Here is an 18,366-nt window from a genome sequence, read left to right as displayed (position 1 = left end):
TTTTTTACGTGGAGCCGGCGCGGAGGCAGCCGACGCGCGCACGCGATTGCGCGTTACACCGTCGGCACCGCCGCGCGATCGAGGCTGCGCAGGAACGTGTCGGCCGCCTGATAGCCGACCACACGGCCGATCTCGTTGCCGTTGCGATCGAAGAAGATGATCCCCGGTGGCCCGAACAGGTTGAAGCGCTTGAGCAGTGTCTGATCGTCCGCATTGTTCGCGGTCACGTCCGCGCGCACGAGGTGAAGCTGCGCGAGCCGCGCCTGCACGCGCGAGTCGGTGAACGTCAGATGCTCCATTTCCTTGCAGCTCACGCACCAGTCGGCATAGAAATCGAGCATCACGGGGCGGCCCGACGTCTTCAGCAACGCATCGAGTTCGCCGCTGGAGCGCACCGGCGCGAACGCGGGGCCCGCCTGCGCGGAAGCCGCGCCGTTGGCAGCTGCATCACCCGCCGCAACGGTGCGCGCCGCGAGAACGGCGAGCGGCTTGATCGGGTCGTTGGAGCCGGCGGCAAGACCGACGAGCAGCGTCGCCGCCCAGATCGCGAGCGCGGCGCCGAGGCCGCGGCCGAGGCGGCGCCAGATCGACGCGACGCCGGCATGCGGCGTGAAGAGGCCGAGCGCCGCGGCCGCGACGAGCAGCCACAACGCGGCGAGCACCATCTTCAGACCGCCCGCGAGCACCGGCCATACGATCCACAGCGCGGCGGCGAGCAGCACGATCCCGAAGAACACCTTCACGCCGTCCATCCACGCACCGGCGCGCGGCAGGACCGTGCCCGCGCCGACACCGACGACGAGCAGCGGCACGCCAAGGCCGAGGCCCATCGCGAACAGCGCGGCACCGCCGAGCAGCGCATTGCCGGTGTGCGCGATGAACGCGAGCACCGCGAACAGCGGCGCCGTCATGCAGGCGCCGACGACCAGCGCCGACAACGCGCCCATCGCCGCGACCGCGACGAAGTGGCCGCCCTGGCGCGCGCTCGATGCCTCGGCAGCGCCGTTCTGCCAACGCGCGGGCAGCGCGATGTCCTTGCCCGAGATCAGCGATACCGCGAACGCGGTCAGCAGCACGCCGAACGCGCCGAGCACCCACGGATTCTGCAGCCACGCGCCGAGGCTCTGGCCAACCAGCGCGGCGGCGATGCCGAGCACCGTATAGACAAGCGCCATGCCGACCACGTACGTGAGCGACAGCGCGAAGCCGCGCGCATGCGTCGCGCGCGTGCCCTGGCCGATGATGATCGCCGACACGATCGGAATCATCGGATACGAACACGGCAAGAGACTCAGCACGACGCCGGCGGCGAAATACAGCGCGACGATCGTGAAGAAGCCGTGGCCCTCCAGCAGCGACTGCGCGAAATCGGCGCTCGTCACCTTGTCGAGCCAGCTACCCGAAGCCGCTGCGCCGGCAGCCGGCGCAGCCGCGCCCAAGGCCGCGCCGTCGACCTTCACGACGTGCTCGGCGGGCGGATAGCAGATGCCTTCGTCCGCACACCCCTGCGACGTGACCGCGAGCTCGAATGGCCCGGCAGCCTGCTTGACCGGCACGTGTATCACGACCTCGTCGCGATAGGTCTCGACTTCCTTCTGGAACGTCTGGTCGAATTTCACGTGACCGGCGGGGAATTGCGGGTCGCCGAGCGTCGCCTGGCCGTTCTTCACCGCGAACGCGAATCGCTCACGGTACAGGTAATAGCCGTTCGCGACCTTGAAGCGGACGTCCACCTGCCCCGGCGCTTCGGTCGCGCTGAACTTGAACGCGACCGACGGATCGAGGAAATCGTCCGCCGCGCGCGCGACCGACAGGCCGCCCAGCCCGACCATGAACGACAACAGGACTGCGAGGAACCGCAGCGCGCGCACGCGTACGGAAAGCGCCATACCGTTAAACATGAAATAGACGTTGTGTTTCGCTGGTCACCCACTGGCCGTACGCGGCCGAGGCCGTCGCCTGCCACGAGACGATTTCGGGCGTCTCGTACGGATGATGCGCAAGAATAAATCGCTCCAGTTCGAGCGAGCGCACGGGGCTCGTCTTGAACAGCAACTGGATCTCGTCGGCCGTTTCGACCTTGCCTTGCCAGTGATAGCGCGACTTGATCGCCCCGAGCTCCGACACGCATGCCGCAAGCCGCGCGTCGAGCGCGCCGCTGGCCAGTGCCTCGGCCGTCGCCGCATCAGGCACCGTCGTCAGCATCAGCACCACCACCATACGCGCCCCCCCGACTGGTTTACTGGCTTCTCGTCGACGTGGATCGCCCACGCCGGTTGCCCCGTATCGTAGCGCAGCCGGCGCGACTCTGCCGGCTTCGCAGGCGCTCGAGTTTTGTCTAGCAGGCGTACCGCGACGTGATGTGTGATCGCGCTTCAACGTTTGCGCCGTCGGGGGTTGATGCCGTTTTGCTCCAGCAGCTTTCGCAGGCGCGCATTGTCGCCGAGCAGTGTTGCGACGGAGAGGATAAGCAGAATCGACGGGAACCACTTACCGGTCAGCCGGATGACCATCCAGCTGACCGCAAGACACACGAGCGCAGTCACGAGCAACAGGAATCGGTCAGTCAGCCACTTCATCGCGCGGCACCTTTGAGAGCCGCACGCTTTCGCTGGTCAAAATTACTATAAGGGGCAGGTTCGAGGATTTCAGGATGGCGTAGCAATTGAGTCAACACGAGGGGATGAATCGTCAACCCGTGGCGAGCGGCCCATCGGGTAATCTCGATCGTGGCACTGGCCCCCGGCTTGCACGACGCGATTGAATCAGTCGCCACGATCAGACTGCCAATGACCGCGCCGATATAAGCACTCGCCAAGATGCTGCCCGCTACGCTAAGCATTTCGAGCTTGGTCGTTGCACCTGCGAGCTCAGCGACGGATGCATTCGGACCCAACGTCTTGAGCGTCGTCATCATGGACGTAACGCTCGCTAGAGAGGTTTGCAACGTTGCGAACAACGTGGTCGGAACAGGCAGATGCAGCGCGGCCATATTGGCCTCGAATGCCGGGAAAAATTGGAACATGTCTGCGTCGTCACCGGGCTTTCTCCTGAAGAATCCCCCACTCTATATGCAGCAGGCGGCCTTTAACACTCGTCCGGATTTGGGAGCACCCGGAATACGGGCATCCACCTCGGGATGGCCCGCGACACACACTCCGGGCAGTTCATTGCCCGAGCGACGGCAGTGTAGCGAACTGTGAATACTGAGCACTTCGACATCGCGTCCGTGTGCCGCCTTAACGGGAGCACGACTCCCGCCCCTTCGTCTGCGGCAATCGGTCGCAGCGGATCTCCAAAAACAAAAAGGGCCAAGCAATTGCTCGGCCCCTTTCGGTTACTGCTGCGTACTGGAAGCTTACTCGGCTTCTTGCACGTTTTCCGTTTCGTCGACTTCCGGACGATCGAGCAGTTCGACCAGTGCCATCGGTGCGTTGTCGCCGACGCGGAAGCCGAACTTCAGCACGCGCAGGTAGCCGCCCGGACGGTTCGCGAAACGCGGACCGAGCACGTCGAACAGCTTCGCGACCGAGTCACGATCGCGCAGGCGGTTGAACGCCAGACGACGGTTTGCCAGCGACGGCTTCTTGCCGAGCGTGATCAGCGGCTCGACGACTTTACGGAGTTCCTTCGCCTTCGGCAGCGTCGTCTTGATGACTTCGTGCTCGATCAGCGAGTTGGACATGTTACGGAGCATAGCCAGACGGTGGCTGCTCGTGCGGTTCAGTTTCCGCAGACCATGACGATGGCGCATTTCAGTTTCCTTGATTCAAAGTTTTGATCCAGCTCTTCTATCGCACCCTTGAGGGCGCACGGGCCGGTAACGAAAAAAAGCAAGATGCGGATTTTAAAGGAAAATCCGCATCTTTGCCAACTACCACCATAGCAACGCTACAGGCGGGCTTACTTGTCGAGACCAGCCGGCGGCCAGTTCTCGAGCTTCATGCCGAGCGTGAGGCCGCGCGAAGCGAGCACTTCCTTGATCTCGTTGAGCGACTTGCGACCGAGGTTCGGCGTCTTCAGCAGCTCGTTTTCCGTGCGCTGGATCAGATCGCCGATGTAGTAGATGTTCTCGGCCTTCAGGCAGTTCGCCGAACGAACCGTCAGCTCGAGATCGTCCACCGGACGCAGCAGGATCGGATCGATCTGCGGTGCGCGCGACGGCGCCTCGGCAGCCGTTTCCGTGCCTTCCAGCGCCGCGAACACGGACAGCTGGTCGACCAGGATCCGGGCCGATTGACGGATCGCCTCTTCCGGGGTGATCACGCCGCTCGTCTCGATGTTCATCACGAGCTTGTCGAGGTCGGTACGCTGCTCGACACGTGCGCTTTCCACCGCATAGCTCACGCGGCGAACCGGCGAGAACGATGCGTCGAGGACGATGCGGCCGATGATCTTGGCCGTGTCTTCGCCGTAGCGGCGGACGTTGCCCGGCACGTAGCCGCGGCCCTTCTCGATCTTGATCTGAACGTCGAGCTTGCCGCCCTTCGACAGGTGCGCGATCACGTGATTCGGGTTGATGACTTCGCAATCGTGCGCCAGTTCGATATCGCCGGCCGTGACGACGCCTTCGCCTTCCTTGCGCAGGGTCACCGTCACTTCGTCACGGTTGTGCAGCTTGAACACCACACCCTTCAGGTTCAGCAGCAGGTTGACGACGTCCTCTTGCACGCCGTCAAGCGTCGAGTACTCGTGCACCACGCCCGCGATCGTCACTTCGGTCGGCGCGTAGCCAACCATCGACGACAGCAGCACGCGGCGAAGCGCATTGCCCAAGGTGTGGCCGTAACCGCGTTCGAACGGTTCCATGACCACCCTCGCGTGGTTCTCGCCAAGCGATTCCACGGCGATGATCTTGGGTTTCAGCAAACTGGTTTGCATGGGCTTTCCTTTTCAATACCCTCGGCTCGTTACACCGATAAGGCTGACCGGTAACAACCAGAAAATAAACAGCCGAGGCCCCTCCTTGCATGACGCAATCGGGGTACCTCGGCCGTCAATCGGATTAACGCGAATACAATTCGACGATCAGGCTTTCGTTGATGTCGCCTGCGATGTCAGCGCGTTCCGGCATTTGCTTGAACGTGCCTTCGAACTTCTTCGCATCGACTGCAACCCAGCTCGGCATGCCGCCTTGCTCGGCCAGCGACAGCGCTTCGATGATACGCGCCTGCTTCTTCGCCTTTTCGCGGATCGCGACGACGTCGCCAGCCTTCACTTGCTGCGACGGCACGTTCGCGACGACGCCGTTCACGGTGATCGACTTGTGGCTCACCAGCTGACGCGCTTCAGCGCGGGTCGAGCCGAAGCCCATGCGATACACGACGTTGTCGAGGCGCGACTCGAGCAGTTGCAGCAGGTTTTCACCCGTGTTGCCCTTGCGGCGGTCGGCTTCGGCGAAGTAGCGGCGGAACTGACGCTCCAGCACGCCGTAGATACGCTTGACCTTCTGCTTTTCGCGCAGCTGCGTACCGTAGTCGGACGTACGTACACCCGAGGTACGGCCGTGCTGGCCCGGCTTGCTGTCGAGCTTGCACTTGTCGGCGAGCGAGCGGCGCGCGCTCTTCAGGAACAGGTCGGTGCCTTCACGGCGGGACAGCTTGGCCTTAGGGCCGATATAACGTGCCACTTTGCATTCCTTTATCAATCGGTCACGCGGATCGGGATCCGCGCTAGTTCGCGCCCTTTGGGGCGAACGGTGGGCTTAGTCAATCAAAAAAGCAACGCCCGTCGACGCTGCGCGGCGACAGGCAATGCGCCAGCACGAACGTGCCAGCAACATCCTTAGATACGACGGCGCTTCGGCGGGCGGCAGCCGTTGTGCGGAATCGGGGTGACGTCCGAAATCGCGGTGATCTTGATGCCGAGGCCGTGCAGTGCGCGCACCGCCGACTCACGACCCGGGCCCGGGCCCTTGATCCGCACTTCCAGATTCTTCACGCCGTATTCCATCGCGACGCGACCGGCCGACTCAGCAGCAACCTGAGCAGCGAACGGCGTCGACTTGCGCGAGCCCTTGAAGCCCTGGCCGCCCGACGTCGCCCATGCCAGCGCATTGCCCTGGCGATCGGTGATCGTGATGATCGTGTTGTTGAACGACGCGTGAACGTGAACCACGCCTTCAGCGACGTTCTTCTTAACCTTCTTGCGAACGCGTTGCGCCGCGGTGTTCGAAGCCTTAGCCATTACGTTTTCCTGTAACTGTCAGTTCCGCTTACTTCTTCAGCGCTTGCGCTGCACGACGCGGACCCTTGCGGGTACGTGCGTTCGTACGCGTACGCTGACCGCGCATCGGCAGGCCCTTGCGATGACGAACACCACGGTAGCAACCGAGGTCCATCAGGCGCTTGATGTTCATCGTCACTTCACGGCGCAGATCGCCTTCGACGATGAACTTGCCCACTTCTTCACGCAGCTTTTCGAGGTCTGCGTCGGTCAGGTCCTTGACCTTCTTCGAGAATTCCACGCCAGCTGCCGTGCAGATGCTGCGCGAGCGCGTGCGGCCGATACCGAAGATTGCCGTCAGGCCGATCTCGGTATGCTGGTGATTCGGGATGTTAACCCCTGCGATACGAGCCATTGTTTTTCCTCAAACAAAAAGCGCAAACAAACGCGCGGTCAGCCTTGGCGCTGCTTGTGGCGCGGATCCGAGCTGCAGATCACGCGAACGACGCCTTTGCGCTTGATGATCTTGCAATTGCGGCAAATGCGCTTAACCGATGCCATCACTTTCATGATAATACCCTTTTTTCAAATCACTTCGCCCGGAACACGATCCGCGCACGAGACAGATCGTAAGGCGTCAATTCAACCGTCACCTTGTCGCCCGGCAGGATGCGGATGTAGTGCATCCGCATCTTCCCGGAGATATGCCCCAACACGACATGGCCGTTTTCCAGCTTCACGCGGAAGGTCGCATTCGGGAGGTTTTCGATCACCTCACCCTGCATCTGGATTACATCGTCTTTGGCCATAGTCCTTAATTAACGCATTGGGATGTTGCCGCCCTTGAAGTTTGCCTTCTTGAGCAGCGACTCATACTGTTGCGACATAACGTACGACTGCACCTGCGCCATGAAGTCCATCGTGACGACGACAATGATCAGCAGCGACGTTCCACCAAAATAAAACGGCACGTTCCAGCGCAGCACCAGGAATTCCGGCAGCAGACACACGAAGACGATGTAGATCGCACCGGCCAGCGTCAGACGCGTGAGGATGCGGTCGATGTACCGTGCGGTCTGATCGCCCGGACGGATGCCCGGAACGAACGCGCCGCTCTTCTTCAGGTTGTCCGCGGTTTCCCTGCTGTTGAACACCAGTGCGGTGTAGAAGAAGCAGAAAAACACGATCGCCAGCGTGTACAGCAGCACATAGACCGGCTGGCCCGGCTTCAGCGCCTCCGCGACGTTATGCAACGTGTTGGAGATCCAGCTTCCCGACGGCTGCCCCGTGCTGAACCAGCCGAGAATCGTGGCCGGGAACAGGATGATCGACGATGCGAAGATCGGCGGAATCACACCCGACATGTTCAGCTTCAGCGGCAAGTGCGACGACTGCCCACCGTAGATCTTGTTGCCGACCTGGCGCTTCGCGTAGTTCACGAGGATCTTCCGCTGACCGCGTTCGATGAACACGACCAGGTAAGTCACCGCGGCGATCAGAACGACGATGATGATCGCCGAAATGATGCTCATCGAACCCGTGCGCACCAGCTCGAACAGCCCACCGACGGCATTCGGGAACCCTGCTGCGATCCCGCCGAAGATGATGATCGAGATGCCGTTGCCCAGACCGCGCTCGGTGATCTGCTCACCGAGCCACATCAGGAACATCGTGCCGGTCACCAGCGTCACGACCGTCGTCAGCCGGAACAGCATGCCGGGGTCGATCACGAGGCCAGGCTGGTTTTCCAGCGCCGCCGCGATACCGAACGCCTGGAAGGTCGCGAGCACCACGGTGAAATACCGCGTGTACTGCGTGATCTTCCGTTGCCCTGCCTGCCCTTCCTTCTTCAGCGCCTCGAGCTGCGGCGACACGATCGCCAGCAACTGCATGATGATCGACGCCGAGATGTACGGCATGATCCCCAGCGCAAAGATCGTGAAGCGGGAAAGCGCGCCGCCCGAGAACATGTTGAACATGCCCAGGATGCCGCCCGCCTGGCTCTGGAACAGCTTCGCCAGTTGATCCGGATCGATGCCCGGCACGGGGATGTGCGCGCCGATGCGATAGACGATCAGCGCCAGGAGCAGGAACATCGCTCGCCGACGCAGATCGCCGAATTTCGCCGTGCTTCGACCGGGTTTTGCAAGACTCGGGCTGTTAGCCAAGTACCTTCTCCGATGAATGCAAGTAACGACGCGCTACGCGTGTCACTCGGCGAACGAACCGCCAGCCGCTTCGATCGCAGCGCGCGCACCCTTGGTGGCACCGAGACCCTTCACGACGATCTTGCGCTTCAGTTCACCCGTCGCGATGATCTTTGCGCTCTTCGTCAGCTCGCCGACCAGGCCGGCTTGCTTCAGTGCGAGCAGATCGATCTCGTCGACCGGCAGCTTCTCGAGGTCGCCCAGGCGCACTTCACCGACGAATTCCTTCGTCAGCGACGTGAAGCCGCGCTTCGGCAGACGACGTTGCAGCGGCATCTGACCGCCTTCGAAACCGACTTTGTGGAAGCCGCCCGAACGCGATTTCTGACCCTTGTGACCACGGCCAGCCGTCTTGCCGAGGCCCGAACCGATGCCGCGGCCGACGCGACGCTTGGCGTGCTTTGCACCAGCGGCCGGCTTCAGGTTATTCAATTCCATATCAACTCCTTGATCCGTAGGGCCGCTTACGCGATGACCTTAACGAGGTACGAGACCTTGTTGATCATGCCGCGGACCGCCGGCGTATCCTGCAGCTCGCTAACCGAGTTGAGTCGGCGCAGGCCCAGGCCACGCACGGTCGCACGGTGCGATTCGCGGGTCCCGATCAGGCTCTTCACGAGCTGAACCTTGACAGTTTTTTCAGACATGGTGACCACCCGGGCTTAGCCCAAAATATCTTCGACGGACTTGCCGCGCTTCGCCGCGATGTCTGCCGGGGTCGACTGCTTGCGCAGACCGTCCAGCGTGGCGCGAACGAGGTTGTACGGGTTCGTCGAACCGTGGCTCTTCGCCACGACGTTCTGAACGCCCATCACGTCGAACACTGCGCGCATCGGGCCGCCGGCGATCACGCCCGTACCTGCCTTCGCCGGAGCGAGGAGGACAGCGGATGCGCCATGCTTGCCGTGCACTTCGTGCTGCAGCGTGCCGTTCTTGAGCGGCACCTTGAACATGTTGCGGCGAGCTTGTTCCATTGCCTTCTGGACAGCGACCGGCACTTCCTTCGCCTTGCCCTTGCCCATACCGATGCGGCCATCGCCGTCGCCAACCACGGTCAGTGCGGCGAAGCCGAGAATACGGCCACCCTTCACGACCTTGGTCACGCGGTTGACCGAAATCATCTTTTCGCGAAGGCCGTCGTCGCGCTCGTCAGCCTGAACTTTCGCTTGCATCTTTGCCATGACGAATTCCTTCCTTAGAACTTGAGCCCAGCTTCGCGAGCTGCCTCAGCCAGCGCCTTGACGCGGCCGTGGTAGCGGAAGCCCGAGCGGTCGAAGGCGACGGATTCGATGCCGGCAGCCTTTGCCTTTTCGGCAATACGCTTGCCGATCAGCGTCGCGGCGTTGACGTTGCCGCCCTTGCCCGACTTGTCGGCCAGTTCTGCGCGCACTTCTGCTTCGAGCGTCGACGCGCTGGCGAGCACCTTGGTGCCGCACGGCGAGAACACTTGAGCGTAGATGTGCGTGTTCGTGCGATGCACGGCGAGACGCGCGACCTGCAGCTCAGCGATCTTGATACGCGTCTGGCGAGCGCGGCGCAGGCGAGATTGAGTCTTATCCATGATTGCGCACCCTTACTTCTTCTTCGTTTCTTTGAGGATCACAACCTCGTCGGAATAGCGCACGCCCTTGCCCTTGTACGGCTCCGGCGGACGGTAACCGCGGACTTCCGCAGCCACTTGACCGACTTGTTGCTTGTTGATCCCCTTGATCACGATTTCGGTTTGCGTCGGGGTTTCAGCCTTGACGCCTTCCGGCATCTGGTGCACCACCGGGTGCGAGAAACCCAGCGACAGGTTCAGCTTGTCGCCTTGCGCTTGCGCACGATAACCGACGCCAACCAGCGTCAGCTTGCGCTCGAAACCCTTGGTCACGCCGTGCACGGCATTCGCGATGATCGCGCGCATCGTGCCCGACAGTGCGTTTGCTTCGCGGCTTTCGTCGACCGGCGACAGATTCAGCGTGCCGTCGTTGTTCGCCACGTTCACGAGCGGATTGATCGCTTGCGTGATGGTGCCCAGCGGGCCCTTGACGGTGATCGCACCGTCGGCCAGCTTGACTTCCGCGCCTTGCAGCGCGATCGGGCTCTTACCTACTCGAGACATGTTTCTCTCTCCTCGGCTTTAAGCGACGTAGCAGATGACTTCGCCGCCGACGCCGGTAGCGCGCGCCTTGCGGTCGGTCATCACGCCCTTCGGCGTCGACACGATTGCCACGCCCAGGCCATTCATGACCTGCGGAATGTCGTTACGGCCGCGGTACACGCGCAGACCAGGCTTCGACACGCGCTCGAGGCGTTCGATGACCGGGCGACCCGCGTAGTACTTCAGCGCGATATTCAGTTCGGACTTCGCACCTTCCGCCTTGACGGCGAAATCGTCGATATAACCTTCGTCCTTCAGGACTTGCGCGATTGCAACCTTGACCTTCGACGAGGGCATCGCGACCGATACCTTCTCGACCATCTGCGCGTTGCGGATGCGAGTCAGCATATCGGCGATAGGATCACTCATGCTCATTTACGTTTCTCCTATTACCAGCTCGCCTTGGTCAGGCCAGGAATCTCGCCACGGAATGCGATTTCACGAATCTTGTTACGCGCGAGGCCGAATTTACGGAACGTGCCACGCGGACGGCCCGTGATCGCGCAGCGGTTACGCTGGCGGGTCGGGTTTGCGTTGCGGGGCAGTTGCTGCAGCTCAAGGCGTGCTTCGTAGCGCTCTTCTTCCGACTTGCTTTGGTCTTCGACGATCGCCTTCAGCGCTTCGCGCTTTGCTGCGAACTTCGCGACCAGGCGGGCGCGCTTCTTTTCACGTTCGATCAGTGCCAGTTTAGCCACGGTAACCTCAGTTTCTGAACGGGAACTTGAAGCTGGCGAGCAGAGCCTTTGCTTCGTCGTCGGTCTTCGCAGTCGTCGTGATGCTGATGTTCAGCCCACGCAGTGCGTCGATCTTGTCGTAGTCGATTTCGGGGAAAATGATCTGCTCTTTCACACCGATGTTGTAGTTGCCGCGGCCATCGAAGGCACGACCCGACACACCGCGGAAGTCACGCACGCGGGGCAGGGCAACGGTCACGAAACGGTCGAGGAATTCGTACATCGCACGGCCGCGCAGCGTCACCATCGCGCCGATCGGGTAGCCCTGACGGATCTTGAAGCCTGCGATTGCCTTGCGTGCCTTCGTGACGACCGGCTTCTGACCAGCGATCTTCGTGAGGTCGCCGACGGCGTTCTCGATGATCTTCTTGTCAGCGATCGCTTCGCCAAGACCCATGTTCAGCGTGATCTTGGTGATGCGCGGCACTTCCATGACCGACTTGTAACCGAACTTCTCGATCAGGCCGGGCACAACCTTTTCTTTGTAAAACTCTTGAAAACGAGCCATTTTTTACTCCGCTGCGTCAGGCGCTCAGTACGGCACCGGTCGTCTTCAGGAAGCGAACCTTCTTGCCTTCCTCGACCTTGATGCCAACACGCGACGCCTTGCCATTCGCGTCGACCAGTGCGACGTTCGAAATATGCAGGGGCATCGTCTTCGCTTCCACGCCGCCCGTCGTACCCTTCATCGGGTTCGGCTTCACATGCTTCTTGACGAGGTTGATACCTTCAACCGTCACATGTTCTGCACCGACAGCCAGCACGACGCCGCGCTTGCCCTTGTCCTTGCCAGTGACGACGATAACTTCGTCACCTTTGCGAATCTTGTTCATCGCGACTCCTTACAGCACTTCCGGCGCCAGCGAAACGATCTTCATGAATCGTTCGCTACGCAGCTCACGCGTCACCGGCCCGAAGATACGGGTGCCGATCGGCTCAAGCTTGTTATTCAAAAGCACAGCGGCGTTGCCGTCGAACTTGATCAGCGAGCCGTCTTGACGGCGAACACCCTTGGCGGTGCGGACCACCACGGCGTTGTAGATTTCGCCTTTCTTCACGCGCCCGCGCGGCGTTGCTTCTTTGACGGTCACCTTGATGATGTCGCCAATGCCGGCATAACGACGCTTCGAGCCGCCGAGCACCTTGATGCACATGACTTCACGCGCACCCGTGTTGTCGGCTACTTCGAGCCGAGATTCGGTCTGGATCATGGTTTGTCTTTCCCAACTTAATCCGGATGCACCACCATGATGCATTCGGTCAGTCTTGGTCCCGTCAGCCAATCGGCTGCTTGGGTTGGAACAGCAGCGACGGCAAACGAAACCCGCCATCGCAATTCGGTGAATCTTTCGGACAGGCTGGCGCCAGTCCGCTTCCCCCACCAACTTCGCCCGCGACGGGGCTCCCATAAAGAGGGAAGACCGGGATTATAACAAATAATCCCGGTCACGCAAGCAAAAACTTTGCGATTTCAAGCACTTCGTGGCGAAGTGCCCGTTACTGCCTACTGCTCTGCCCGCTTAGATGACGCGAGCTGCTTCGACGAGGCGCGACACCGTCCAGGCCTTCGTCTTCGAAACAGGACGAGTTTCCTGGATTTCGACGAGATCGCCTTCGTTGCAGGTGTTCGCTTCATCGTGCGCGTGGTACTTCTTCGAGCGCACGACATACTTGCCGTAGATCGGGTGCTTGACGCGGTGCTCGATCAGCACGGTGACGGTCTTGTCCATCTTGTTGCTGACGACCCGACCGACCAGCGTCCGCTTCAGCGAGGTTTTCACGCTATCGTTCATTTCTGGTTCGCCTTCTGAGTCATGACGGTCCGCACACGTGCGATGTCGCGACGAACCTTCTTCAGCTGGCTCGTGTTCGTGAGCTGCTGGGTCGCGAGTTGCATGCGCAGGCCGAATTGCGCCTTCAGCAGGTCCGCCAGCTCCTTGTTGAGCGCGGCCTGGTCTTTCTGGAGAAGTTCGGAAGCCTTCATGTTTTCTCCTTAGGCGCCGAGCTGACGCACGATGAACGTCGTCTTCAGCGGCAGCTTCGCTGCAGCCAGACGGAACGCTTCGCGTGCCAGTTCTTCGGATACGCCGTCCATTTCATAGAGCATCTTGCCCGGCTGGATTTCGGCGACGTAGTACTCCGGGTTACCCTTACCGTTACCCATACGCACTTCTGCCGGCTTTTGCGAAATCGGCTTGTCCGGGAAGATACGGATCCAGATACGGCCGCCACGCTTGATGTGACGCGTCATTGCACGACGCGCCGCTTCAATCTGACGTGCGGTCAAACGACCGCGACCGATCGCCTTCAGGCCGAATTCACCGAACGACACGGCGTTGCCGCGCGTCGCCTTGCCGGTGTTACGACCCTTCTGCTCTTTGCGATACTTCCTGCGTTTCGGTTGCAGCATCGTTATTCTCCAGTCTTGCCGTCTTCCGGCTTGCCGGCGCCACGGCGCGGTGCGCCACGACGAGCACCCGGAGCGCCGCCTTCGCCGTCACGGCGCGGACGACGGTCGCCCGGACGCGCATTGCGACGCGGACGCTTGTCTTCGGCTACTTCTTCGACCACCGGCGCGTCATTGCGGCCGAGCGTGTCGCCCTTGTACACCCACACCTTGACACCGATGATCCCGTAGGTCGTCTTCGCTTCCGAAGTCGCGTAGTCGATGTCGGCACGCAGCGTATGAAGGGGCACGCGACCTTCGCGATACCACTCCGTACGAGCGATTTCGATACCGTTCAGACGGCCTGCGCTCATGATCTTGATGCCTTGGGCACCCAGACGCATCGCGTTCTGCATCGCACGCTTCATCGCGCGACGGAACATGATCCGGCGCTCGAGCTGTTGCGTGATCGAGTCAGCGATCAGTTGCGCATCGGTTTCCGGCTTGCGGATCTCTTCGATGTTGACGTGAACCGGCACGCCCATGCGGCGTTGCAGTTCCGTCTTCAGCTGTTCGATATCCTCGCCCTTCTTGCCGATGACGACGCCCGGACGCGAGCTGTAAATCGTGATGCGCGCGTTCTTGGCCGGACGCTCGATGACGACCCGACCGACCGAAGCGTTCTTCAGCTTCTTCTTCAGGTATTCACGAACACCGATGTCTTCCTGCAGCATCGCCGCGAAATTGTTGTTGTTCGCGTACCAACGCGAAGCCCAATTGCGGCTGACAGCCAGGCGGAAGCCAGTCGGATGAATTTTCTGTCCCATCGTATGGCTCCTTAATTCCCGACCGTCACAGTGATGTGACAGGATTGCTTCTCGATGCGATTACCGCGGCCCTTGGCGCGCGCGGTGAAACGCTTGAGCGATGCAGCCTTGTCGACGTAGATGCTCTTGATCTTGAGCTCGTCGATATCGGCGCCTTCGTTGTGCTCCGCATTCGCGATTGCCGACAGCACAACCTTCTTCACGATGCCAGCCGCCTTCTTCGGCGAGAACGTCAGAACGTTCAGCGCCTTGTCGACCGGCAAACCGCGGATCTGGTCAGCCACAAGGCGCGTTTTTTGCGCCGAGATGCGGGCACCGCGATGAATTGCTTTCACTTCCATCTTGATTGCCCCTTATTTCTTGGCCTTCTTGTCGGCTGCGTGACCCTTGAACGTACGGGTCAGTGCGAACTCGCCAAGCTTGTGGCCGACCATGTTTTCCGAGATGTACACCGGAACGTGTTGACGGCCGTTGTGAACAGCGATCGTCAGGCCGATGAAATCCGGCAGAATCGTCGAGCGACGCGACCAGGTCTTGATCGGCTTTTTGTCGCGCGAAGCTGCAGCCGCCTCAACTTTCTTCAGCAAATGGGCGTCGCAGAACGGACCTTTTTTTACAGAACGTGCCATTGCCTACTCCTTAACGCTTGTGACGGCGCTGGACGATCATCGTCGTCGTGCGCTTGTTGCTGCGGGTGCGGTAACCCTTAGCCGGCGTACCCCACGGGCTCACCGGGTCGCGACCTGCAGCCGTCTTGCCCTCACCACCACCGTGCGGGTGATCAACCGGGTTCATCGCAACGCCACGCACCGTCGGGCGGATACCGCGCCAGCGGTTCGCGCCAGCCTTGCCGATCTGGCGCAGGCTATGCTCTTCGTTGCCGACTTCACCGATCGTTGCACGGCACTCGATGTGCACGCGGCGGATTTCGCCCGAACGCAGACGAACCTGCGCGTAGACGCCTTCACGTGCGAGCAGCATGGCCGACGTGCCAGCCGAACGCGCCATTTGCGCGCCCTTGCCCGGCAGCATCTCGATGCAGTGGATCGTCGTACCGACCGGAATGTTGCGGATCGGCAGCGTGTTGCCTGCACGGATCGGCGCTTCCGAACCCGACATCAGCTGTTGGCCGACAGTCAGGCCCTTCGGGGCGATGATGTAGCGACGCTCGCCGTCTGCGTAGAGCACCAGCGCGATGTTCGCGCTGCGGTTCGGGTCGTACTCGAGACGTTCGACCTTTGCCGGGATGCCATCCTTCGTGCGACGGAAATCGACGATACGGTAGTGCTGCTTGTGACCACCACCCTTGTGACGCGTGGTGATACGACCGTTGTTGTTACGGCCGGCGGTCGAGCTCTGCGAGTCGAGCAGTGCCGCGTACGGCTTGCCCTGGTGCAGGTTCTTGTTGACCACCTTGACCATCGCGCGGCGACCCGGCGAAGTCGGTTTAACTTTCACGATTGCCATGATTACTTGGCCTCCGCTTCAAAGTTGATTTCCTGGCCGGGCTTCAGGCAAACGTACGCCTTCTTCACGTCCTTGCGGCGGCCCATCGAACGGCCGAAGCGCTTTTGCTTGCCCTTCTGAACCAGCACGTTGACCGAATCAACTTCAACCTTGAACAGCAGCTCGACAGCCGCCTTCACTTCCTGCTTCGTGGCATCCGGTGCGACTTCGAACACGACTTGCTCGTTCTTGTCGGCAACCAGCGTCGCCTTTTCCGAGATCACCGGTGCGAGCAGGACCTGCATCAAACGATGATCGTTCTTGCGAATCTCGCTCATGACAGCAACTCCTCGATCTGGGCGACCGCAGCCTTCGTGACCAGCACTTTCTTGAAGTAGATCAGCGACAGCGGGTCAGCGTAGCGCGGCTCGACAATCGCCACGTGCGGCAGGTTGCGCGAAGCCAGGTACAGGTTCTCGTCGACCGTGTCCGTGATGATCAGAACGGAGTCGAGACCCATGGTCTTGAATTTGTCGGCCAGCAGCTTGGTCTTCGGCGCCTCGAGGACGATGTCCTCGACGACCGACAGACGGCCTTCGCGGGCCAGCTGCGAGAAGATCGAGCAGAGGCCTGCGCGATGCATCTTCTTGTTGACCTTGTGCGAGAAGTTTTCTTCCGGCGAGTTCGGGAAGATGCGACCACCGCCACGCCACAGCGGGCTCGACGACATACCGGCACGAGCACGGCCCGTACCCTTCTGGCGCCACGGCTTCTTGGTGGTGTGCTTGACTTGCTCGCGGTCCTTCTGTGCGCGGTTACCCTGGCGAGCATTCGCCTGGTACGCGACGACGACCTGGTGGATCAGCGCTTCGTTGTAGTCACGACCGAACACGACGTCCGACGCGTTGACCACTGCACCTTCCTGACCATTTTCGTTCAGGAGCTTGAGTTCCATTATTTCGCCCCCTTGGTCTTGACGGCCGGCGTCACGAAAACCTTGCCGCCCTTCGCGCCCGGAATCGCACCCTTGACGAGCAGCAGCTTGCGCTCTGCGTCGATACGAGCGATTTCGAGGTTCTGCACCGTCACCGTAACGTCACCGAGGTGACCCGTCATGCGCTTGCCCGGGAAAACGCGACCCGGATCCTGCGCCATACCGATCGAGCCCGGCACGTTGTGCGAGCGCGAGTTACCGTGCGTGGCACGGCCGGAGGAGAAGTTGTAACGCTTGATCGTACCGGCGTAGCCCTTACCGATCGACACGCCCTGCACGTCGACCTTCTGGCCTACTTCGAAAAGATCTGCACCGACCACGGCGCCATTCGACAGCTCGGCTGCCTTGGCCGCGTCAATGCGGAATTCCTTGAGGATTTCACCGGCTTCGACACCGGCTTTGGCGAGATGACCTGCCAGCGGCTTCGTCACGCGCGATGCGCGGCGGGAGCCGAATGCAACCTGCACGGCCGTGTAGCCGTCGGTTTCAACAGTCTTGATCTGCGTCACGCGGTTGTCCGACACGTCCAGCACGGTGACGGGAATCGAATCCCCTTCAGCCGTGAAGATACGGGTCATGCCAACCTTGCGACCTACGAGTCCAAGGCTCATCATTTTCTCCATTCCCGACTGCGATTGGTCGGGGCTGATTTACAAAATGCCGGGCACGCAAGGCCCAACTTTTTTACGCGAATACGCGAAAAGCCAAGCAGTATAGCCCGACTTTTCGATTTCCGCAAGCAATACAAAGACTTAGCACCGGCCGGCAGGCCGGTCGGCGCCGAAAGCCTTACTGCAGCTTGATTTCCACGTCGACGCCTGCCGGCAGATCGAGCTTCATCAGCGCGTCGACCGTCTTGTCGGTCGGATCGACGATGTCCATCAGGCGCTGGTGGGTACGGATTTCGAGCTGATCGCGCGACGTCTTGTTGACGTGCGGCGAACGCAGGATGTCAAAACGCTGAATGCGCGTCGGCAGCGGCACCGGGCCACGGACGATTGCGCCAGTCCGCTTCGCGGTATCGACGATCTCGGCAGCCGATTGATCGATCAGACGATAGTCGAAAGCCTTCAGGCGAATGCGGATTTTTTGTTGCTGCATGACGATTCCTTGGAAAGAGCGAGGCGATGTTGCATCGCCGGACACTAAAAGAACGCGAAACCTGTTGCCTGCGGGGAGCGAAGCGCCCGGTTCCGAACGGTACTTCCACTGCTAAGCCCGCGATTCTACACGAAAATTCAAGGCGGTGGTGGGCGTTTGTCAATACGACGATCGACTCGCCACAAAGAAAAACCGGGTGCCAGATCGAACTGGACACCCGGTTTCGACGGTACAACGGCGTACCGCGGGAATCGCGGGCCCCGTCGGAGCCCGCGGATCGTCGATATTACTCGATGATCTTGGCGACGACGCCTGCGCCGACGGTACGGCCGCCTTCGCGGATTGCGAAGCGCAGACCTTCTT

The 18,366-nt window shown here is 61.0% G+C and carries 34 protein-coding genes; all 34 read right to left on the bottom strand.

Going from position 1 to position 18,366, the window contains the following annotated elements; genetic code table 11:
- Positions 1–53: 53 nt before the first annotated feature.
- Positions 54–1,901 carry a protein-disulfide reductase DsbD gene (gene dsbD / locus BSE24067_RS08200; RefSeq protein ID WP_151065324.1) on the bottom strand — a complete coding sequence of 616 codons (1,848 nt, stop codon included), beginning with the start codon at positions 1,899–1,901 and terminating at the stop codon, positions 54–56.
- Positions 1,894–2,220, bottom strand: coding sequence for a divalent-cation tolerance protein CutA (gene cutA, locus BSE24067_RS08195; protein ID WP_151065335.1), 327 nt, complete (start codon positions 2,218–2,220; stop codon positions 1,894–1,896). The genes dsbD and cutA overlap by 8 nt, the downstream gene beginning before the upstream one ends.
- Positions 2,221–2,375: 155 nt before the next feature.
- Positions 2,376–2,579, bottom strand: coding sequence for a hypothetical protein (locus BSE24067_RS08190; RefSeq protein ID WP_151065325.1), 204 nt, complete (start codon positions 2,577–2,579; stop codon positions 2,376–2,378).
- Positions 2,576–3,025 (bottom strand): hypothetical protein, encoded by a 450-nt coding sequence (locus tag BSE24067_RS08185; protein ID WP_244122360.1) that lies wholly within the window; start codon positions 3,023–3,025, stop codon positions 2,576–2,578. Before BSE24067_RS08185 ends, BSE24067_RS08190 begins: the two co-directional genes overlap by 4 nt.
- 333 nt (positions 3,026–3,358) lie before the next feature.
- Positions 3,359–3,754 (bottom strand): 50S ribosomal protein L17, encoded by a 396-nt coding sequence (gene rplQ, locus BSE24067_RS08180; RefSeq protein ID WP_006477175.1) that lies wholly within the window; start codon positions 3,752–3,754, stop codon positions 3,359–3,361.
- A gap of 149 nt (positions 3,755–3,903) precedes the next feature.
- Positions 3,904–4,881, bottom strand: a complete 978-nt coding sequence (locus BSE24067_RS08175; RefSeq protein ID WP_006477176.1) for a DNA-directed RNA polymerase subunit alpha — start codon at positions 4,879–4,881, stop codon at positions 3,904–3,906.
- Between the two features lie 124 nt (positions 4,882–5,005).
- Positions 5,006–5,629, bottom strand: a complete 624-nt coding sequence (gene rpsD, locus BSE24067_RS08170) for a 30S ribosomal protein S4 (RefSeq protein WP_151065326.1) — start codon at positions 5,627–5,629, stop codon at positions 5,006–5,008.
- 155 nt (positions 5,630–5,784) lie between these two features.
- A complete protein-coding gene (gene rpsK, locus BSE24067_RS08165; RefSeq protein ID WP_004197937.1) occupies positions 5,785–6,186 on the bottom strand; it encodes a 30S ribosomal protein S11 in 402 nt (133 codons plus the stop codon).
- Between the two features lie 28 nt (positions 6,187–6,214).
- Complete coding sequence (rpsM, locus tag BSE24067_RS08160) at positions 6,215–6,580, bottom strand: 30S ribosomal protein S13 (RefSeq protein ID WP_039323572.1); 366 nt, start codon at positions 6,578–6,580, stop codon at positions 6,215–6,217.
- 38 nt (positions 6,581–6,618) lie between these two features.
- Complete coding sequence (gene rpmJ / locus BSE24067_RS08155; RefSeq protein WP_004199844.1) at positions 6,619–6,735, bottom strand: 50S ribosomal protein L36; 117 nt, start codon at positions 6,733–6,735, stop codon at positions 6,619–6,621.
- Between the two features lie 20 nt (positions 6,736–6,755).
- Entirely contained in the window at positions 6,756–6,974 is a 219-nt protein-coding gene (gene infA, locus BSE24067_RS08150; protein WP_004521905.1) for a translation initiation factor IF-1, read from the bottom strand.
- A gap of 9 nt (positions 6,975–6,983) precedes the next feature.
- A complete protein-coding gene (secY, locus tag BSE24067_RS08145; RefSeq protein WP_006400642.1) occupies positions 6,984–8,333 on the bottom strand; it encodes a preprotein translocase subunit SecY in 1,350 nt (449 codons plus the stop codon).
- A gap of 42 nt (positions 8,334–8,375) precedes the next feature.
- Entirely contained in the window at positions 8,376–8,810 is a 435-nt protein-coding gene (gene rplO, locus BSE24067_RS08140) for a 50S ribosomal protein L15 (RefSeq protein WP_006482880.1), read from the bottom strand.
- A gap of 26 nt (positions 8,811–8,836) precedes the next feature.
- Positions 8,837–9,019 (bottom strand): 50S ribosomal protein L30, encoded by a 183-nt coding sequence (gene rpmD / locus BSE24067_RS08135; protein ID WP_006400644.1) that lies wholly within the window; start codon positions 9,017–9,019, stop codon positions 8,837–8,839.
- A gap of 15 nt (positions 9,020–9,034) precedes the next feature.
- The gene (rpsE, locus tag BSE24067_RS08130) at positions 9,035–9,553 is read right to left on the bottom strand and encodes a 30S ribosomal protein S5 (RefSeq protein ID WP_006752931.1); all 519 of its coding nucleotides are present in this window, start codon (positions 9,551–9,553) and stop codon (positions 9,035–9,037) included.
- 14 nt (positions 9,554–9,567) lie between these two features.
- Positions 9,568–9,933, bottom strand: coding sequence for a 50S ribosomal protein L18 (gene rplR / locus BSE24067_RS08125; protein WP_006477183.1), 366 nt, complete (start codon positions 9,931–9,933; stop codon positions 9,568–9,570).
- A gap of 12 nt (positions 9,934–9,945) precedes the next feature.
- Positions 9,946–10,476: a 50S ribosomal protein L6 gene (rplF, locus tag BSE24067_RS08120; protein ID WP_006758786.1), complete on the bottom strand. Its 531-nt coding sequence runs from the start codon at positions 10,474–10,476 to the stop codon at positions 9,946–9,948.
- A gap of 18 nt (positions 10,477–10,494) precedes the next feature.
- Positions 10,495–10,890: a 30S ribosomal protein S8 gene (gene rpsH / locus BSE24067_RS08115; RefSeq protein ID WP_006477185.1), complete on the bottom strand. Its 396-nt coding sequence runs from the start codon at positions 10,888–10,890 to the stop codon at positions 10,495–10,497.
- Between the two features lie 14 nt (positions 10,891–10,904).
- Complete coding sequence (rpsN, locus tag BSE24067_RS08110) at positions 10,905–11,210, bottom strand: 30S ribosomal protein S14 (protein ID WP_006482884.1); 306 nt, start codon at positions 11,208–11,210, stop codon at positions 10,905–10,907.
- Positions 11,211–11,217: 7 nt separating this feature from the next.
- The gene (gene rplE, locus BSE24067_RS08105; protein WP_006482882.1) at positions 11,218–11,757 is read right to left on the bottom strand and encodes a 50S ribosomal protein L5; all 540 of its coding nucleotides are present in this window, start codon (positions 11,755–11,757) and stop codon (positions 11,218–11,220) included.
- A gap of 16 nt (positions 11,758–11,773) precedes the next feature.
- The gene (rplX, locus tag BSE24067_RS08100) at positions 11,774–12,082 is read right to left on the bottom strand and encodes a 50S ribosomal protein L24 (protein ID WP_006477187.1); all 309 of its coding nucleotides are present in this window, start codon (positions 12,080–12,082) and stop codon (positions 11,774–11,776) included.
- Between the two features lie 9 nt (positions 12,083–12,091).
- Positions 12,092–12,460, bottom strand: coding sequence for a 50S ribosomal protein L14 (gene rplN, locus BSE24067_RS08095; RefSeq protein WP_006752929.1), 369 nt, complete (start codon positions 12,458–12,460; stop codon positions 12,092–12,094).
- A 309-nt stretch (positions 12,461–12,769) separates the two neighbouring features.
- The gene (gene rpsQ, locus BSE24067_RS08090) at positions 12,770–13,042 is read right to left on the bottom strand and encodes a 30S ribosomal protein S17 (protein ID WP_006752928.1); all 273 of its coding nucleotides are present in this window, start codon (positions 13,040–13,042) and stop codon (positions 12,770–12,772) included.
- On the bottom strand, positions 13,039–13,233 hold the full coding sequence (gene rpmC / locus BSE24067_RS08085) for a 50S ribosomal protein L29 (protein ID WP_006400652.1): 195 nt from the start codon (positions 13,231–13,233) through the stop codon (positions 13,039–13,041). Before rpmC ends, rpsQ begins: the two co-directional genes overlap by 4 nt.
- Before the next feature lie 9 nt (positions 13,234–13,242).
- Entirely contained in the window at positions 13,243–13,659 is a 417-nt protein-coding gene (rplP, locus tag BSE24067_RS08080) for a 50S ribosomal protein L16 (protein ID WP_040143049.1), read from the bottom strand.
- Between the two features lie 2 nt (positions 13,660–13,661).
- Entirely contained in the window at positions 13,662–14,462 is an 801-nt protein-coding gene (gene rpsC, locus BSE24067_RS08075; protein ID WP_006482899.1) for a 30S ribosomal protein S3, read from the bottom strand.
- A gap of 11 nt (positions 14,463–14,473) precedes the next feature.
- Positions 14,474–14,803: a 50S ribosomal protein L22 gene (gene rplV, locus BSE24067_RS08070; RefSeq protein WP_004199272.1), complete on the bottom strand. Its 330-nt coding sequence runs from the start codon at positions 14,801–14,803 to the stop codon at positions 14,474–14,476.
- A gap of 12 nt (positions 14,804–14,815) precedes the next feature.
- Positions 14,816–15,091, bottom strand: coding sequence for a 30S ribosomal protein S19 (gene rpsS, locus BSE24067_RS08065; RefSeq protein ID WP_004199273.1), 276 nt, complete (start codon positions 15,089–15,091; stop codon positions 14,816–14,818).
- Between the two features lie 10 nt (positions 15,092–15,101).
- Entirely contained in the window at positions 15,102–15,929 is an 828-nt protein-coding gene (gene rplB / locus BSE24067_RS08060) for a 50S ribosomal protein L2 (RefSeq protein WP_034209733.1), read from the bottom strand.
- Positions 15,930–15,931: 2 nt separating this feature from the next.
- The gene (gene rplW / locus BSE24067_RS08055) at positions 15,932–16,246 is read right to left on the bottom strand and encodes a 50S ribosomal protein L23 (RefSeq protein ID WP_004199275.1); all 315 of its coding nucleotides are present in this window, start codon (positions 16,244–16,246) and stop codon (positions 15,932–15,934) included.
- Entirely contained in the window at positions 16,243–16,863 is a 621-nt protein-coding gene (gene rplD / locus BSE24067_RS08050) for a 50S ribosomal protein L4 (protein ID WP_040143046.1), read from the bottom strand. Before rplD ends, rplW begins: the two co-directional genes overlap by 4 nt.
- Entirely contained in the window at positions 16,863–17,513 is a 651-nt protein-coding gene (gene rplC, locus BSE24067_RS08045) for a 50S ribosomal protein L3 (RefSeq protein WP_006752926.1), read from the bottom strand. The genes rplD and rplC overlap by 1 nt, the downstream gene beginning before the upstream one ends.
- A 178-nt stretch (positions 17,514–17,691) precedes the next feature.
- Positions 17,692–18,003, bottom strand: a complete 312-nt coding sequence (gene rpsJ / locus BSE24067_RS08040) for a 30S ribosomal protein S10 (RefSeq protein WP_004199280.1) — start codon at positions 18,001–18,003, stop codon at positions 17,692–17,694.
- 286 nt (positions 18,004–18,289) lie between these two features.
- Positions 18,290–18,366: EF-Tu C-terminal domain-related protein (locus tag BSE24067_RS08035; RefSeq protein WP_201785588.1), on the bottom strand; the 77-nt coding region annotated here is incomplete at its 5' end.

It is taken from the genome of Burkholderia latens (assembly GCF_902499045.1).
GTDB lineage: Bacteria > Pseudomonadota > Gammaproteobacteria > Burkholderiales > Burkholderiaceae > Burkholderia > Burkholderia latens.
Note: the sequence above shows the minus strand (reverse complement) of the source record. Positions and strands in the feature narration are given on the sequence as shown.